Source organism: Paramesorhizobium deserti (genome assembly GCF_001558695.1).
Classification (GTDB): Bacteria; Pseudomonadota; Alphaproteobacteria; order Rhizobiales; family Rhizobiaceae; genus Paramesorhizobium; species Paramesorhizobium deserti.
Genome location: NZ_LNTU01000012.1, coordinates 248,088 through 265,294, shown reverse-complemented (window position 1 = coordinate 265,294; position 17,207 = coordinate 248,088). Strand labels below are relative to the sequence as shown.

17 protein-coding genes are annotated in these 17,207 nt (G+C 60.6%); 13 read left to right on the top strand and 4 right to left on the bottom strand.

Translation table 11 applies throughout. The features are described from left to right. Positions 1 to 178: 178 nt before the first annotated feature. The 4 genes from clpS to ATN84_RS10325 all read left to right on the top strand — a co-directional run bounded on the left by clpS (position 179) and on the right by ATN84_RS10325 (position 4,196). On the top strand, positions 179 to 532 hold the full coding sequence (clpS, locus tag ATN84_RS10340; RefSeq protein ID WP_068881973.1) for an ATP-dependent Clp protease adapter ClpS: 354 nt from the start codon (positions 179 to 181) through the stop codon (positions 530 to 532). Between the two features lie 6 nt (positions 533 to 538). Beyond that, the gene (gene clpA, locus ATN84_RS10335; RefSeq protein WP_068881565.1) at positions 539 to 2,989 is read left to right on the top strand and encodes an ATP-dependent Clp protease ATP-binding subunit ClpA; all 2,451 of its coding nucleotides are present in this window, start codon (positions 539 to 541) and stop codon (positions 2,987 to 2,989) included. Positions 2,990 to 3,204: 215 nt separating this feature from the next. Further along, on the top strand, positions 3,205 to 3,852 hold the full coding sequence (locus ATN84_RS10330; RefSeq protein WP_068881972.1) for an AzlC family ABC transporter permease: 648 nt from the start codon (positions 3,205 to 3,207) through the stop codon (positions 3,850 to 3,852). Next, positions 3,849 to 4,196, top strand: coding sequence for an AzlD domain-containing protein (locus ATN84_RS10325; protein WP_068881564.1), 348 nt, complete (start codon positions 3,849 to 3,851; stop codon positions 4,194 to 4,196). The genes ATN84_RS10330 and ATN84_RS10325 overlap by 4 nt, the downstream gene beginning before the upstream one ends. Positions 4,197 to 4,263: 67 nt before the next feature. Here ATN84_RS10325 and ATN84_RS10320 read toward each other — a convergent pair whose 3' ends face one another. The 4 genes from ATN84_RS10320 to ATN84_RS10305 form a co-directional block, all read right to left on the bottom strand. Beyond that, positions 4,264 to 4,686, bottom strand: a complete 423-nt coding sequence (locus tag ATN84_RS10320; protein ID WP_068881563.1) for an HIT family protein — start codon at positions 4,684 to 4,686, stop codon at positions 4,264 to 4,266. A 62-nt stretch (positions 4,687 to 4,748) separates the two neighbouring features. Then, positions 4,749 to 5,939, bottom strand: coding sequence for a GNAT family N-acetyltransferase (locus ATN84_RS10315; protein WP_068881562.1), 1,191 nt, complete (start codon positions 5,937 to 5,939; stop codon positions 4,749 to 4,751). A 99-nt stretch (positions 5,940 to 6,038) separates the two neighbouring features. Beyond that, positions 6,039 to 6,764, bottom strand: a complete 726-nt coding sequence (locus ATN84_RS10310) for a glycerophosphodiester phosphodiesterase (RefSeq protein ID WP_068881561.1) — start codon at positions 6,762 to 6,764, stop codon at positions 6,039 to 6,041. Positions 6,765 to 6,766: 2 nt separating this feature from the next. Further along, positions 6,767 to 7,231, bottom strand: a complete 465-nt coding sequence (locus tag ATN84_RS10305) for a RidA family protein (RefSeq protein WP_068881560.1) — start codon at positions 7,229 to 7,231, stop codon at positions 6,767 to 6,769. A 124-nt stretch (positions 7,232 to 7,355) separates the two neighbouring features. Here ATN84_RS10305 and ATN84_RS10300 point away from each other — a divergent pair, with 124 nt between their 5' ends. From ATN84_RS10300 to bamA, 9 genes are all read left to right on the top strand, one after another. After that, a complete protein-coding gene (locus tag ATN84_RS10300) occupies positions 7,356 to 8,195 on the top strand; it encodes a cell envelope integrity EipB family protein (RefSeq protein ID WP_068881559.1) in 840 nt (279 codons plus the stop codon). Between the two features lie 179 nt (positions 8,196 to 8,374). Continuing rightward, positions 8,375 to 9,160 carry a 30S ribosomal protein S2 gene (gene rpsB / locus ATN84_RS10295; RefSeq protein ID WP_068881558.1) on the top strand — a complete coding sequence of 262 codons (786 nt, stop codon included), beginning with the start codon at positions 8,375 to 8,377 and terminating at the stop codon, positions 9,158 to 9,160. Between the two features lie 114 nt (positions 9,161 to 9,274). Then, on the top strand, positions 9,275 to 10,198 hold the full coding sequence (tsf, locus tag ATN84_RS10290) for a translation elongation factor Ts (protein WP_068881557.1): 924 nt from the start codon (positions 9,275 to 9,277) through the stop codon (positions 10,196 to 10,198). 203 nt (positions 10,199 to 10,401) lie between these two features. Continuing rightward, the gene (gene pyrH / locus ATN84_RS10285) at positions 10,402 to 11,124 is read left to right on the top strand and encodes a UMP kinase (RefSeq protein WP_068881556.1); all 723 of its coding nucleotides are present in this window, start codon (positions 10,402 to 10,404) and stop codon (positions 11,122 to 11,124) included. Between the two features lie 23 nt (positions 11,125 to 11,147). Then, the gene (gene frr, locus ATN84_RS10280; protein WP_068881555.1) at positions 11,148 to 11,708 is read left to right on the top strand and encodes a ribosome recycling factor; all 561 of its coding nucleotides are present in this window, start codon (positions 11,148 to 11,150) and stop codon (positions 11,706 to 11,708) included. A 46-nt stretch (positions 11,709 to 11,754) separates the two neighbouring features. Further along, positions 11,755 to 12,492, top strand: a complete 738-nt coding sequence (locus ATN84_RS10275) for an isoprenyl transferase (protein ID WP_068881554.1) — start codon at positions 11,755 to 11,757, stop codon at positions 12,490 to 12,492. Between the two features lie 39 nt (positions 12,493 to 12,531). Further along, positions 12,532 to 13,344, top strand: coding sequence for a phosphatidate cytidylyltransferase (locus ATN84_RS10270; protein ID WP_068881553.1), 813 nt, complete (start codon positions 12,532 to 12,534; stop codon positions 13,342 to 13,344). Positions 13,345 to 13,374: 30 nt separating this feature from the next. Then, positions 13,375 to 14,541, top strand: a complete 1,167-nt coding sequence (gene rseP / locus ATN84_RS10265; protein ID WP_425287396.1) for an RIP metalloprotease RseP — start codon at positions 13,375 to 13,377, stop codon at positions 14,539 to 14,541. A 232-nt stretch (positions 14,542 to 14,773) separates the two neighbouring features. Further along, entirely contained in the window at positions 14,774 to 17,158 is a 2,385-nt protein-coding gene (bamA, locus tag ATN84_RS10260) for an outer membrane protein assembly factor BamA (protein ID WP_068881552.1), read from the top strand. Positions 17,159 to 17,207: the final 49 nt, after the last annotated feature.

The following is a 17,207-nucleotide window of genomic DNA, read 5'->3' as shown; positions in this document are numbered from 1 at the left end:
GCCGCACTCACCCTCTTTTCTTGCAACAGTCTTTCAGCGATTCTGTGTTATGGTTGAATTCTCGCGAGAGGATTGGAACTGATGTTGCAAGCACGAAATGAGGGCTTAAAATTAGGGCGGAGCACCCTACATTACGTAGCAGCGCTTGAGCCAGAGGGCAGGTGGGTGTTTGTTTGAGATGATCCGTTTCGATTTGGTCATGCAGGACGAGAATGGAAGCAGCGGCAACGGCGTTGGCCGGGGCACCGCCGTCATCACCCGCACGAAGCCGAAGACAAAGAAGCCGAGCCTTTACCGGGTTCTGCTCATAAACGATGACTACACGCCCATGGAATTCGTGGTCCATGTGCTGGAGCGGTTTTTCCAGAAGAACAGGGAAGACGCCACCCGCATCATGCTCCATGTTCACAATCACGGTGTCGGCGAATGTGGGGTCTTTACGTATGAGGTCGCAGAGACCAAAGTAACCCAAGTTATGGATTTCGCCCGCCAGCACCAGCATCCGCTGCAATGCGTGATGGAGAAAAAGTGAGGTCTCATGCCATCATTCTCCCCAAGCCTTGAAAGGGCACTCCATCAAGCCCTGACAATCGCAAACGAGCGGCATCATGAATATGCCACGCTCGAGCATCTGCTCCTGGCCCTGATCGACGATCAGGATGCCGGTGCGGTGATGCGCGCCTGCAATGTTGACCTGGAACATCTGAGGCGCACGGTCACGGATTACGTCGACCGGGAGCTCGATAATCTCGTGACGGGCTATGACGAGGATTCGAAGCCGACGGCTGCGTTCCAGCGCGTTATCCAGCGCGCGGTCATCCATGTCCAGTCCTCCAACCGCGAGGAAGTGACGGGCGCCAATGTGCTCGTGGCCATTTTCGCCGAGCGCGAAAGCCATGCGGCCTACTTCCTCCAGGAACAGCAGATGACCCGCTATGACGCGGTCAACTATATCTCGCACGGCATTTCCAAGCGTCCGGGCGCCGCGGAAACGCGCATTCCGCGTGGCGCGGAAGGCAGTGGCGAGGATCATCAGGCGCCCGAGCAGGAAGAGGGTGCCAAGAAGAAGCAGGACGCTTTGACGGCCTATTGCGTCAATCTCAATGAAAAGGCGAAAGCAGGCCGCATCGATCCGCTGATCGGGCGCGACGCCGAAATCAGCCGCACCATCCAGGTGCTCTGCCGCCGTTCCAAGAATAACCCGCTCTATGTGGGCGATCCCGGCGTCGGCAAGACGGCCATCGCCGAAGGGCTCGCCAAGCGCATCGTCGAAGGCGATGTGCCGAACGTTCTCCTGAACGCGACGATCTTCGCACTTGATATGGGGACGCTTCTCGCCGGTACGCGTTATCGCGGCGATTTCGAAGAGCGGCTGAAGCAGGTCGTCAAGGAGCTCGAGGAATATCCGGGCGCCGTCCTCTTCATCGACGAGATCCACACCGTCATCGGTGCCGGAGCGACCTCGGGCGGGGCGATGGACGCCTCCAACCTGCTCAAGCCCGCTCTGTCGTCCGGCGCGATCCGCTGCATCGGCTCTACCACCTATAAGGAGTTCCGCCAGTTCTTCGAGAAGGACCGGGCGCTCGTTCGCCGCTTCCAGAAGATCGACGTCAATGAGCCGTCGATCCCCGATGCGATCGAGATCATGAAGGGGCTGAAGCCCTATTTCGAGGATTTCCACAAAGTGAGATACACCGTGGAAGCGATCAAGACGGCGGTGGAGCTTTCGGCCCGCTATATCAACGACCGTAAGCTGCCCGACAAGGCGATTGACGTCATCGATGAGACGGGCGCGAGCCAGATGCTCCTACCCGCGACAAAGCGCAAGAAGACCATCGGCGTCAAGGAGATCGAGGCGACGATCGCCACCATGGCGCGCATCCCGCCGAAATCCGTCTCCAAGGACGACGAGGCGGTTCTGTCCAACCTCGATGCCGAGCTGAAGCGCGTCGTCTACGGTCAGGATCTGGCCATCGAAGCGCTGTCTGCCTCGATCAAGCTGGCCCGTGCGGGCCTGCGCGAGCCTGACAAGCCGATCGGCAGCTATCTGTTCTCCGGCCCGACCGGCGTCGGCAAGACGGAAGTGGCCAAGCAGCTTGCAAGCTCGCTCGGCGTCGAGCTTCTGCGCTTCGACATGTCGGAATATATGGAGCGTCACACCGTTTCGCGGCTGATCGGCGCGCCTCCCGGCTATGTCGGCTTCGATCAGGGCGGCCTTCTGACGGATGGCGTCGACCAGCATCCGCACTGCGTGCTGCTGCTCGACGAAATCGAGAAGGCGCATCCGGACCTCTTCAACATCCTGTTGCAGGTCATGGATCACGGCAAGCTGACCGACCACAACGGCAAGCAGATCGATTTCCGCAACGTCATCCTGATCATGACGACCAATGCGGGCGCGGCTGATCTGGCCAAGGCGGCGATCGGCTTCGGCTCCTCGCGGCGCGAGGGCGACGATATGGAAGCGATCAACCGGCTGTTCACGCCGGAGTTCCGCAACCGTCTCGACGCGATCATTCCGTTCAGCGCTCTGCCGGTTCCGGTCATCCATCAGGTCGTGCAGAAATTCGTTCTGCAGCTCGAGGCGCAACTCGCCGATCGCGGCGTGACCTTCGAACTGACCGAGGATGCGATCGCCTGGCTCGCCGACAAGGGCTATGACGAGCGCATGGGCGCGCGGCCTCTTGCCCGCGTGATCCAGGAGCATATCAAGAAGCCGTTGGCCGACGAGGTGCTGTTCGGCAAGCTCAAGAAGGGCGGTACGGTCCGCGTGAGCGTCGGCGAGAAACCCGACGGCGGCACCCATCTCGTGCTGGAATCCGTTGCCGACGAGGTGCCGGTGAAACCCAAGAAGGACATCCCGGCCGAAAAGAAACCCGCCGCAAAGAAGCGCGCCCCTGCCAAAAGGGCCGAACCGGAAAAGGTGACCGCCGGCAAGGGCAGCGGACGGGCCAAGGCCTCCGTGCCCAAGGTGCCCAGGAAGAACTGACCCGCATCACGAAGGGTTGATATCAAAAGCCGCCTCGATCGAGGCGGCTTTTTCTTGCTGATGGCGGTGCGCTGGTCTACTGCGGATTCATGCGCGACGACCGATCTCTCGAATCCTCCTCTGTCTCCGATAGCGGCGCCCACGATTTCGCGACGCATCTGCGTTGGTTCCTGCATGGCACGTCCCGCATATTCAGCGTGCCGGCGATCTTGCTGATGAGCTCATTCGTCGGATTTGCCGGGCTCGCCATCGAGAGCGGCATGACGATGGTGCAAACCGTCTTCATGACGCTTGTCATCTGGGCATTGCCCGCCAAGGTGGTGCTGATCGGCGCGGCGACATCGGGCGCCACCTTGCCCGCGGCGGCCCTCTCGGTTGCCCTGTCGTCGGTGCGCCTGATGCCGATGGTCGTGTCGCTCCTGCCCGAGCTGAAGGGGCCGCGCACCAGTCGCGTCACGCTACTCTTCCTCTCGCATTTCGTCGCAGTGACCGCCTGGGTGATGGCGATGGAAGAGATGCACGCCATACCGCGCAATCTCAGAACCAGCTATTTCGCCGGTGTCGGCATGGTTCTCGTCGGAACCAATGCGCTGGTCGTCGTCGCGGTCTATCTGCTGTCGGCATCCTTCCCGCCGATCGTCTTTGCCGCGCTGTTCATGCTGACGCCGATGTATTTCCTGACCTCGCTCTGGCGCTCGGCGCGCGAAAGGGCGGGGCAGGTCGCCATGATCGCCGGGCTCGTACTCTTTCCGGTCTTCCACAGGCTGGCGCCGGGTTATGATCTGCTGCTGACAGGCGTGATCGGCGGCGCCGGCGCATTCATCTTCCACCGTATCGACCGCAACCGACTGGAGGCGAAATGACCTGGACGAGTCTGCCCGACTGGTGGTGGCCATTCCTATTCATCCTGCTTGCCGGATGGTTGGCGACCGATGTCTGGCGTTTTCTCGGCGTGTTCGTCGGCGGGCGGATCCGCGAGGATTCCGAGGCGCTGGTGCTGGTACGCTGCATCGCTACGGCGCTTGTCGCCGCCGTCATCGCCCAGTTGATCCTTTATCCGACCGGAGAGTTGGCGAGCTCTCCGATCTGGCTTCGGGTGGGAGCGGCAGCCGGCGGTTTCGCCGTCTACCTCGCTACCGGAAAGCGCGTACTCATCGGCGTCGCGGTGGCGGAAGCGCTGCTCGTCATCGGGCTTCTGGTTTTGTAAGCCTTTTCCGTCGTAGATCCTCGGGACAAGCCCGAGGATGACGTGTGGAGGAAGGGATGACGGTGGGTTATAGCGCCGCCTTGATCTTCTCCGCATTCTGCTTAAGCACTTCAGGATCTTCCATCTTGCCGCTGTGCGGCTTGAGCGCCACGCCCTCGAAGCGCGGGATCACATGGAAATGCAGATGAAACACCGACTGGCCGGAAGCCGGCTCGTTGAACTGCATGATGGTGACGCCGTCGGCGGCAAAGGCCTTTTTCACTGCCCCAGCGATCTTCTGCACGGCGGCAATCGACGGCCCAAGCGTTTCCGGCGCGGCGTCGAGCAGGTTGCGTGACGGAGCTCTGGGGACGACGAGCGTATGGCCTTCGCCCTGCGGCATCACATCCATGAAAGCGATGACGTGATCATCCTCATAGACGCGGGTCGAAGGGATTTCGCCGCGCAGAATCCTGGCGAAGATGTTGCTGTCGTCATAGGTCTCGTTCATTCCCGGAATCTCCCGTCTGGTTTCACGTCAAGCCATAGGCGATGGGACGCAGAAGGAAAAGATCATGCTTCCGTCTTCCGGAACGGCGTGTGGTCCTGCAGGGCCTCGTTCAGCCGGACGATCTCACGGCGCTCACGCGTCAGATAGTCCTCGACCGCCCGGCGGAAACCCTCATGCACGATGTAATGGGCGGAATGCGTGGTCACCGGCACATAGCCGCGCGCCAGCTTGTGCTCGCCCTGAGCGCCGGCCTCGACGATCTTCAGCCCCTTCGAAATGGCGAAATCGATCGCCTGATGGTAGCAGACCTCGAAATGCAGATAGGGATGATCTTCGATGCATCCCCAATGGCGCCCGAAAAGCCGGTCCGAGCCTATGAAGTTGATCGCGCCGGCGATATAGCGGCCGTCGCGCTTCGCCATGACGAGGAGGATGTCGTTCGCCATCCGCTCACCGACCAGTGAATAGAATTCGCGGTTGAGATACGGACGACCCCATTTGCGGCTGCCGGTATCCATATAGAAGGCAAAGAACTGGTCCCAGACGGCCTCAGTCAGGTCGCGTCCCGTCAGCCAGTCAATGCTGATGCCAGAGCCGAGCGCCTCGCGCCGTTCCTTCCTCAGAGCCTTGCGCTTGCGCGAGGCGAGCGTTTCCAAAAAATCATCATAGCCGCCATAGCCATCATTGATGAAGTGGAACTGCTGGTCCATGCGGTGAAGGAAGCCCATATCAGTCAGGGCGGGAAGCTCGGCCTCGGGCAGAAAGGTGACATGGGCGGAGGAAACGCCGCGCTGCTCAGTCAATTGCCGCAGCCCGGCGGCAAGCGCCTGCCGAATTCCCTCCGGGCGCAGGGACCTGTCGTGGAGAAGGCGAGGGCCGGTGGCCGGCGTGAAGGGCACCGACGCCTGATATTTCGGATAATAACTGCCGCCAGCGCGCTCGAAGGCATCCGCCCAGCCATGGTCGAAGACATATTCACCCTGGCTGTGGCTCTTCAGATAGCAGGGAGCGGCGCCCAAGAGCCTGCCGTCCGCATCCTCCAGCCGCAAATGCTGTGGCAGCCAGCCCGTCTTGCGCGAGACGCAGTCGGACTCTTCCAATGAAGCAAGAAAATTGTATGAAATAAATGGGTTATAGTCTTTCCCTTTACTATCAGTTCTGGAAAGACTACCCCATTCATCCGGCGTGAAGGCCGAAAGGCTGTCGCAAACGCGCAAGACAAAACTGCACTCGCTTTGCTCCTGTCTGTTCACGCGCCAATCCCTGATATCCGATCCCTGTCACCCGATCATATCGTGAGGAGGCCAGCCTATGGCAAGGAGAAAGCCGGGCGCAAGCCTTTCAAATCCCCGTCACGCCAGCATCGCACCCGGGTTGAAGCCCTCGAAGGTGATCTGGTCGGCGAAGAGATCGCTCTGCGTCCTCGCCGTTTGGTCCCTGACGGTCCAGGTGATGACAGGCATGTTCAACCTTTCGCGCACAAAGGTGACGAACGGGTTGGGCAGGTGATGGACATTGTAGGAAACGAAGGCAAGTTCATGCGCCAGCATGGAAAAATGCGCTTCAATGTCGCTGTTCTTCACCCCCTCCGCCGTCAGCCCGCCGGGAATGCCCGGCGCCTCGACCGGAAAGCGCCTGACGAGATGATGGTCGAACGACATGATGGCGGCATGGCCATCATAGCCCTTGAGCTCGTTCGCCACCGCTGCGACCAGACCGTCATCGCGGCCTGCGATGCCCTTGAGCTCGATGATGACAGGGACACGGCCGTTTATAAGCGCCAATGCTTCACGCAGCGTCGGCACACGATCCTCTGTCCCGCCGACATGGAGGGCGGTGGCCCCGGCTGCGGTGAGCTGATCAATCTGCCCCTCCTTGCCGGTCAGCCGCTTCAGATCCTCGTCATGAAAAACGATCGCCACGCCATCCGCCGACAGATGCACGTCGCATTCGATGGAAAAACCTGCCTTGGCCGCGGCATCGAAGGCCGCAAGCGTATTTTCCCAGCGCTTGTCGTTGAGATCATGCAGGCCGCGATGGGCGATCGGGCGCTTGGTGAGCCAGTTGAGCTGCATCATGATCAGGCGACCTCGATGATCGCTTCGATCTCGACCGGCGCGTTGAAGGGCAGGGAGGCCGTGCCCACCGCCGAGCGCGCATGCCGCCCGGCATCGCCGAGGACGGCGACGAAGAGATCCGAGCCGCCATTGGCGACGAGGTGCTGTTCGGTGAAGGCAGGCGTCGAAGCGACGAAGACCGTGATCTTGACGATGCGCTTGATGCGATTGAGATCGCCGAGCGCGGCCTTGGCCTGCGCCAGGACATTGATGGCGGCAGCGCGCGCGGCTTCCTGCCCCTGTTCAACCGTCACCTCGCCGCCGAGAAGGCCGGCATGGACCAGCTTGCCGCCGGCAAGCGGCAATTGTCCGGAGGTGAAGAGAAGCGTGCCGCTCTGCGCATAGGGCACATAATTGGCCGCAGGCGCCGCTGCTTCGGGAATGGTGATGCCCAGATCGGCAAGGCGCGTCTCGATAATCTCGCTCATGATGAAATCTCCTTGGCGAACGATGTCACAGAATCGACGGAAGTTTGATGAAGGTTGCGATTTTTGCCTCGCTTCCGCCACGAGTTTTTTTATGATGAGGCTACAACGAAACGGAGAGTCCTAGATGCGTTCTATGAGTGTTCTGGCTGCCAGCGCCAGTTTTGCCGGCCTTGCGTTTGCTTCGTTTCCGGCGCTCGCTGCCAGTATGCCTGCGCTCGTTCCCCATCGCGCCGTCTATGATCTTCAGCTCGAGAACGCCGATGACAAATCAGGCATCACGGGACTGACCGGCCGCATGGTCTACGAGTTCAACGGCTCGGCCTGCGATGGCTACACCACCAATTTCCGCTTCGTCACGCGGATCGACATGGACGAGGCGCCGCAGCGGATCACCGACCAGCAGACCACGACTTTCGAATCAGGCGACGGCAACCAGTTCCGCTTCGTCAACAAGACCTTTGTCGACAAGGAACTGACCAAGGAGGTGCGCGGCGATGCCAAGCTGACGCCGAAGGAAACCGAGGTCACCATCACCAAGCCGGAAGCCAAGAAGCTCGATCTCGCCCGCTCGCAGTTTCCCACCCGTCATATGGAAGAGCTGATCGCCAAGGCGGAAGCCGGCGAGGTATTCTACCAGACGTCGCTCTTCGACGGTTCGGAGGATGCCGACCGCATCATGGCGACGACTGTCGTCGTCGGCAAGGAAGAGGCGTCTGCCCAGGACGATGAGACCAAGACCATGGGCAGGCTTGCCGCCGACAAGATATGGCCGGTGACCATCGCCTATTTCGATGACAAGGAGAACCAGGAAGGCCTCCCCGTCTATCGCATCAATTTCAAGCTCTACCGCAACGGCATCACCCGTGACCTGACGATGGACTATGGCGATTTCTCCATGAAGGGAAAGCTCGTCAACCTCCAGGTGTTCGATCAGCCAAAGGCCGTGACCGACTGCAAGAAGTGATCGGGGCGCCCCGTTCCCGATTCGAATGACGGGGCTTGCAATCTGGCGGTTTATCGGTTAACAGCCGCACCATTCCACACACGGGCTTGGGCTGGTATCGGGAGAAATCCGGTACGGCCTCCGGTGGCGGGCAACCGCCTCATCCCGTGGAGGTTCAACCGGAAAAGGAAAATTAAGCAATGGCATTGCCTGACTTCAGCATGCGCCAGCTTCTGGAAGCTGGCGTTCACTTCGGACACCAGACGCATCGCTGGAACCCGAAAATGGCGCCTTATATCTATGGCGACCGTAACAATATCCACATCATCGATCTGACCCAGACCGTTCCGCTGCTGCACCAGGCGCTGAAGGTCGTTTCCGATACCGTCGCCCGCGGTGGACGCGTTCTGTTCGTCGGCACCAAGCGCCAGGCTTCGGAGATCATCGCCGATGCAGCCCAGCGCTCGGCCCAGTATTATGTGAACGCCCGCTGGCTCGGCGGCATGATGACGAACTGGAAGACCATCTCCAATTCGATCCAGCGTCTGCGCAAGCTCGACGAGCTGCTCGGCGGCGAAGCCCAGGGCTTCACCAAGAAGGAGCGCCTGAACCTCGATCGCGAACGCGAAAAGCTCAATCGCGCGCTCGGCGGTATCCGTGACATGGGCTCGGTTCCGGATCTGATGTTCATCATCGACACCAACAAGGAAGCGATCGCCATCCAGGAAGCCAAGCGTCTCGGCATCCCGGTTGTCGCCATCATCGATTCCAATTGCGATCCCGACCAGATCGATTATCCGATCCCGGGCAATGACGACGCCGCCCGCGCGATCTCGCTCTATTGCGATCTCATTGCCAAGGCAGCGCTCGACGGCATTGCCCGTCAGCAGGGCGCGCTGGGCATGGATATCGGCGCCCAGGCGGAAGCGCCCGTCGAGCCTGCGCTCGAAACCCCGGCAACCGAAGGGGATGAAGCCTCCGCGTGAGGCTTCATACACCCGTTGTGACGGGTGGATAAGTTCAATTCGATCCGATGCGCGACGCATCGGCAATGTGGGCATGCCGGTAACGGTGTGCCTTCGCTTTCACGAGAGGCGACAATGAGCATTTCAGCATCCCAGGTAAAAGAACTCCGCGAACTCACCGGCGCAGGCATGATGGACTGCAAGGCCGCGCTGGCCGAAACCAATGGCGACATGGAAGCCGCCGTTGACTGGCTGCGCAAGAAGGGCATTTCCAAGGCCGACAAGAAGGCTGGCCGCACCGCTGCCGAGGGCCTGGTCGGCGTTGCCTCGGCCGGCGCCAAGGCCGTGGTGGTCGAGGTCAATTCGGAAACCGATTTCGTTGCCCGTAACGACGCGTTCCAGGAGATCGTCCGCAATGTGGCCACTGCGGCGCTTGGCACCGACGGTTCGACGGAAGCCGTTGCCGCGGCGACCTATCCGGGTTCGTCCAAATCCGTGACCGAGACGATCAAGGATGCTGTCGCCACGATCGGCGAAAACCTCAACTTCCGCCGTTCGGCGGCGCTGACCGTCCCGCAGGGCGTGGTCGCCACCTACGTGCATAACGGCGTCTCCGACGGTCTCGGCAAGATGGGCGTTCTCGTTGCCATCGAGACGTCAGGCAATGCCGATGCCGCCCAGGCCTTCGGCCGCCAGGTCGCGATGCATGTCGCGGCGACCAATCCGCTGGCCCTGACCTCGGCTGAACTCGATCCCGCCGCCGTCGAGCGTGAAAGGGCGATCTTTGCCGATCAGGCGCGTCAGTCCGGCAAGCCGGAAAACATCATCGAGAAGATGGTGGAAGGCCGCCTGCGCAAGTTCTACGAGGAAGTCGTCCTTCTCTCGCAGGCTTTCGTCATCAATCCGGACCTGACGGTCGAGGCCGCGTTGAAGGAAGCCGAGAAGACGATCGGCGCCCCGGCCAAGATCACCGGCTTCGTCCGCTTCGCGCTCGGCGAGGGCATCGAGAAGGAAGAGAGCGACTTTGCGGCAGAAGTGGCCGCAGCCGTCAAGAAGTAAGGTCTGGAAAGACTGTCGAATTTAAGGGCATCGCGTGACATCGCGGTGCCCTTCGTGTATCCGGAACCGGAATTATGCCTGCTGCATGATCCTCAGACCGGTACCGGTTGAAGACATCATGCAATTGAAGTGCTGGCGCGTTCAGTTCCGTCCGTCGGACGAATGGCGCTCCAGAAGAAGTCTGTGCGATACGAGGGGATCTCATGTCCGGTGCGCCCATCTATAAACGTGTTCTGTTGAAAGCCTCGGGCGAGGCGTTGATGGGGAATCAGGGCTTCGGGATCGATGTCTCGGTGGCCGACCGCATCGCGGCCGATATCGCCGAGGCGAGGGCGCTCGGCGTCGAGGTAGGCGTGGTGATCGGCGGCGGTAACATCTTCCGCGGCGTCGCCGTGGCGTCCAAGGGCGGCGACCGCGTCACCGGCGATCATATGGGCATGTTGGCGACCGTCATCAACTCGCTGGCGCTGCGCACGTCGCTCTCCAAGATCGGCGTCGATACGGTCGTGCTGTCGGCCATCGCCATGCCGGAAATCTGCGAGAGCTTCTCGCAGCGCCAGGCGACGGCCTATATGGACCAGGGCAAGGTGGTCATCTTCGCCGGCGGAACGGGAAATCCCTTCTTCACCACCGATTCCGCCGCGGCGCTACGCGCGGCCGAGATCGGCGCGGATGCGCTTTTCAAGGGAACACAGGTGGACGGCATCTATTCCGCCGATCCGAAATTGCATGCCGATGCCAAGCGCTATGACCGGCTGACCCACAAGGAAGTGCTTGATCAGGGGCTCGCAGTAATGGATACCACCGCAGTTGCCCTTGCGCGGGAGAACAACATTCCGATAATTGTCTATTCCATTCATGAAAAAGGCGGTTTTGCCGAAATCTTGCTTGGCAAGGGACATTGCACAACGGTTTCCGACGCGTAGGAGCGGACTAAAGGAGAAAAAGCATGAGTGACGCTCTGGACCTCAATGATATCAAGCGCCGCATGGAAGGCGCGATCCAGGCTTTCAAGCACGATCTTGGCGGACTGCGGACGGGCCGTGCATCGGCAAGCCTGCTGGAGCCGATCACCATCGAGGCCTATGGTTCGGAAATGCCGATCAACCAGGTGGCCAATATCTCGGTCCCCGAGCCGCGCATGCTTTCCGTCTCCGTCTGGGACAAGTCGATGGTCGGCGCTGTGGAGCGGGCGATCCGCGATTCCGGCCTCGGCCTCAACCCGATCACCGACGGCACGACCCTGCGCGTTCCGCTGCCTGAGTTGAACGAGCAGCGCCGCAAGGAACTGGTCAAGATCGCGCATCAATATGCCGAGCAGGCGCGCATCGCGGTGCGTCATGTGCGTCGCGACGGTATGGACCAGCTGAAAAAGCTGGAGAAGGACAGCGTTATCAGTCAGGATGACAGCCGCGTCCTTTCCGAGAAGGTGCAGAAGCTGACCGACGAGACCATTTCGGAAGTGGACAAGATGCTGGCGGTCAAGGAATCGGAGATCATGCAGGTTTAGGCCTGCAGGCTCCGGCTTCTGTCCATACGGTCACAACGGGGGATCAATGCCCATATCCAATCCGCGCCACATCGCCATCATCATGGATGGCAATGGCCGCTGGGCGAAGGCGAGAGGGCTGCCGCGTACCGCCGGACACAAGGCGGGCGTGGAAACCCTGCGCGAGATCGTTCACAAGGCGGGTGAGCTTGAAATCGGCTGGCTGACCCTCTTTGCGTTTTCGTCCGAGAACTGGTCGCGCCCGCGCAGCGAGGTCAGCGATCTCATGGGGCTCCTGAAGCTCTTCATCCGCCGCGACCTTGCCGAGTTGCACCGCAAGAATGTGCGGGTCAGGATCATCGGCGAGCGCGAAGGGCTCGCGAACGACATCCGAAATCTTCTTGCAGAGGCGGAAGCGCTGACATCGGGCAACACCGGGCTCAATCTCGTCATCGCCTTCAACTATGGCGCACGCGACGAGATCGCCCGGGCCATGCGCGCGCTTGGGCGGGAGATCGCGGCTGGCAGGCTCGACCCGGCGGCCATAACGCCCGAAGCCATAACAGCACGTCTCGATACGGCGGATATTCCCGATCCCGATCTCATCATCCGCACCAGCGGCGAAATGCGTCTTTCCAATTTCCTGCTCTGGCAGGCTGCCTATTCGGAATTTCTGTTCGTGCCGTGTTTCTGGCCGGATTTCAAAGCAGCCAATCTGGTCGATGCGATAGAGACGTTCCAGATGCGGGAACGCCGCTTTGGCGGCGTCGAGGCGCAGGTGCACGCTCAGGATATCGCATTGTAAGTTTTGGCGCAGCCGCGGCGCGTATCGGGAAAGGTCCGCATGTCCAATCTTCAGACCCGCATTGTGACAGCGATCGTCCTGGGCGCCGTTACGCTCCTGCTGACATGGTTCGGCGGGACGAGCTTCACGCTGCTCGCCATCGTCATGGGGGCGGCGGTTTTCCATGAATGGGTGGCGCTGACGGCACCCCGCCAGACGACGTTCTCGCGTATCTTCGGTTGGGTATGGTTCGCGCTCACGGCGGCGCTTCTCCTATGGGGTGCAAGCGCTTCGGTGACGATCGGCGTTCTCGTCTTCGGCGCGGCCTTCCTGGCGCCTCTCACCTGGAGCGCCTGCAAGGGATGGTCGGTAGCCGGCCTGCTTTATGCTGGCCTGCCGATGATTTCGCTTTCGCTCTTGCGCGGCGACGAGCCTTTCGGCTTCACGGCCATCATCTTCCTCTTCGCCGTGGTGTGGGCGACCGACATCGCCGCCTATTTCAACGGCCGCGCCATGGGCGGGCCGAAGCTTGCGCCGCGCTTTTCCCCCAACAAGACGTGGTCGGGGGCGATCGGAGGTGCCGCGGCGGCCATAGCGGCCGGTGTTCTGGTCGCATCGCTGGCCACGCCACCGGGAAATTTCATCGTGCCGGTGCTCGCCCTTCTCCTTTCGGTGATCGCTCAAGTGGGCGATCTGGCCGAATCCTGGGTCAAGCGGGTATTCGGAGCCAAGGACTCAGGCAGGCTCTTGCCGGGACACGGCGGTGTCATGGATCGTGTCGATGGGCTTGTGGCGGCCGCCGTGCTGCTGTACCTCATTGGCGCGATCTTCGCCGAACCGGATGTGCCTTCCGCCATCTTCTTCGGCATGTGATGTGATAGAATTATCTGGTCGCCCCGTTTGATGCGGGGCGCCGCGCAGGAGCGAACCGTGGGTGACCTCGTCTCATATCTTTTCGGCAGCAACAGCCTGCTTGTTGGAACGATCGTGCCGTTCCTCTTCGTGCTGACGGTTGTCGTTTTCGTCCATGAAATGGGCCACTACCTTATCGGCCGCTGGTGCGGCATCGGCGTGAAGGCGTTTTCGGTCGGCTTCGGCCCTGAGCTGATCGGCTTCACCGATCGCAGCGGAACGCGCTGGAAGCTTTCGGCCATTCCGCTCGGCGGCTACGTGAAGTTTGTCGGCGATGAAAGCGTAGCAAGCACGCCGTCGCAAGGCGCGGAGGAGGGGCTGAGCGCGGCCGAAAAGGCTGTCGCCTTCCACCTTCAGCCGGTCTGGAAACGTGCCGCCACGGTCTTTGCCGGCCCGGCCTTCAACATTCTTCTGACCATCGCCATCCTTGCCGTGTTCTTCGCGCTTTACGGGCGCATGGTCGCCGATCCCATGGTGGCCGAGGTGCGCCCGGACAGCCCCGCCGCAATCGCCGGCTTCGAGCCGGGAGACCGTTTCCTCACCGTTGACGGGGAGAAGGTGGCGACCTTCTCCGATGTGCAGCGCTACGTCTCAGGCCGGGCAGGCGATCCGATTCGCTTCACCGTGGAGCGCAACGGTCACGAAGTTGCGCTGACCGCCACGCCCGAACTGCTCGAGCAGACCGATCCCCTGGGCAACAAGGTCAAGATCGCCGTCATCGGCGTCGTCAACAACGAGGCGGTCGGCAAGTTCAGGACCATCGAATACGGTCCGCTCGAATCGGTGCATCAGGCCGTGCTGGAAACCGGCTACATCGTCGGCCGCACCGGCGAATTCTTCGGCAGGTTCTTCGCCGGACGTGAGGACAAGTGCCAGCTCGGCGGTCCCGTCAAGATCGCCAATATGGCCGGACAGGCCGCGAGCAGGGGCTTTTCGTGGCTGGTCCAGCTGACCGCCATGCTCTCGATCGGCATCGGCCTTCTCAATCTTTTTCCGCTTCCGCCTCTTGATGGTGGCCATCTGGTCTTCTATGCCGCAGAGGCGATCCTTCGCCGGCCGGTGCCGGTCGCCGTGCAGGAAATCTTCTTCCGCGTCGGCTTCATCACGGTGATGGGATTCATGGCGTTTGTGCTCTTCAACGACATATTCGCCTGCTGAACAGGTGCTAACCAAAGGTAAAAAATAGGGACGATTTCAGGAAAACGGTGAAAAGCGTTTACCATGCCGTGGGATTGGCGTGGCATGGATGTCACGGTTCGAAGCGAAGTAAACAGAATTTAACCGTGGCGCTTGCTTGTATGAAAAAACCAGCTATTACGGTGCTTTGAGACAAGCGCTTTTTCTGGGATCTCGCCCCGGGGACAACGAGAAACGAAGGTTCAGAAAGCCTATGACGGCAAGTTCGAAATTCTTTGGCGCCGCGTCCGCGATCGCCATGTCAGTGGCTCTTGCGGCCTCCGGTACAGTTGCTGTTTCTCTGGCTACGGTCAGTGCCGCCGAGGCAGCCGTGGTCAGCCGAATCGAGGTTCGCGGCAACAAGCGCGTCGATGCCACGACGATTCGTGACAATATCGGCATCACGCCCGGCAAGTCCTTTTCGAACAATGATATCGACGAGGCGGTGAAGCGCCTTTTCGCCATGGGCCTGTTCTCGGATGTCCGGATCAACCAGGTCGGCAACGCGCTCGTCGTCAACGTCAGTGAATATTCCGTGGTCAACCAGGTCCTGTTCCAGGGCAACAAGAAGATCAAGGATCCCGACCTTGCCCGTGCGGTGCAGCTGAAGGCGCGCGAGTCGTTCGATCCCGCCAAGCTTGAGGCGGACAAGCAGGCCGTCCAGGAAGCCTATCGCCGCATCGGCCGCAGCGACGCCATCGTCAATGCACGCACCATCGATCTCGGCGAGGGTCGCGTCAACGTGGTCTTCGAGATCAATGAAGGCGGTCGCACCAAGATCTCCGCCATCAATTTCGTCGGCAATCAGGCCTTTGGCGATCGCCGTCTGCGCGATGTCATCTCCACCAAGCGGACCAACCCGCTTTCCTGGCTGACGCGCGGCGACATCTATGACGAAGACAAGCTGCGTGCGGACGAGGAGGCCCTGCGCCGCTTCTATTACAATCGCGGCTATGCCGATTTCCAGGTGGTTTCGTCCAACGCCGTCCTCGATGAGGCGACGAACGAATACACCGTCACCATCACCGTCGAAGAGGGGCAGAAATACACCTTCGGCGATATTCAGGTCGAAAGCACGGTTCCCGGCATCGATACGGAATCCGTTCGTGGTGAGATCAAGACGCAGTCCGGCTCCGTCTACAGCGCCAAGAACATCGAAAGCTCCGTCATCGACATCACGGAACGGGTTGCCGCCAATGGCTATCCCTTCGCCAAGGTCGAGCCGCGCGGCGACCGCGATTTCGAGAACCATACGATCTCGGTGGTCTACAGCATCGATGAGGGCGTGCGCGCCTATGTCGAGCGCATCGAAATCCGCGGCAACGAAAAGACGCGCGACTATGTCATTCGCCGTGAGTTCGATGTCAGCGAAGGCGATGCGTTCAATCAGGTGATGATCCAGCGCGCCAAGCGCCGCCTGGATGCGCTCGATTTCTTCCAGACGGTCAATATCTCGACCGTGCCCGGTTCCGAGCCGGACCAGGTCATTCTGGTCGTCGACGTGGTGGAGAAGCCCACGGGTGAGTTCTCGATCGGCGGTGGCTATACCACGGGTGGTGAAACGCCGGGCGCGTCGGTGGAAGCATCGATCACGGAGCGTAACTTCCTCGGTCGCGGCCAGTATGTCCGTATCGGCGCCGGCGGCGGTCAGGACAACTCCCGCAACTATTCCTTCTCCTTCACCGAGCCCTATTTCCTCGGCCAGCGCATCTCGGCGGGCTTCGATGTCTTCCGCAAGACATACTCGCTGAAGGATCGCTATGACGTCGAGCAGACGGGCGGAACGATCCGCTTCGGCCTGCCGATCACCGACAATTTCTCCGCAGGCGTGGCCTATAATTACGTGCAGGAGAAATATGAACTCGATGATTACGTCCTGAACGACGACGGTACGCCAAACTTCGACCGCGTTGCTCCTGCCATTGTCGAGGCTGCGGAAGAAAGCCCGTGGATCAAGTCGTCGCTCAGCTATTCGCTGACCTATAATTCGATCGACGACGTCAAGAACCCGCATGACGGTATTTTCGCACGCTTCACGCAGGAATATGCCGGTGTCGGCGGCGACGCGAAATACCTGAAGTCGACCTTCAAGGCCAGCTACTACAAGACAATTTCCGAAGAAGCCGATATCGTCGGCCTTCTCGGTGTCGGCGGCGGCTATATCCATGCCTTAGAGGACGATGGCGCGCGCATATTCGATATGTTCAAGAACAATTCGGATATGATCCGCGGATTCAAATATAACGGTATCGGCGCTTTCCAGCGGTCGAACAATGGCGAGCGCTACTATCTCGGCGGCACGACCTATATGAGCGCCACCGCGGAAGTGCAGTTCCCGATGCCGGCCGTTCCCGAAAGCCTCGGTATTCGCGGCGCGGTTTTTGCCGATGCGGCGACGCTCTATGGAACCGAGTATGATCCGGGTCCGGGCCAAAATCCGGTTGAAGGCGATGGCAGCGCTGTGCGTGCGTCGGCTGGTATCAGCCTGATGTGGGCTTCGCCCTTCGGTCCGCTGCGTTTCGATTATGCTTGGCCGATCAAGAAAGAAGACACGGACAAGGTGCAGAACTTCAACTTCGGCATTTCGAGCAAGTTCTGATAGATTTGCCTTCTCCCGGGGCTAATGGTTCCGGGAGAGAAAGTGCTTT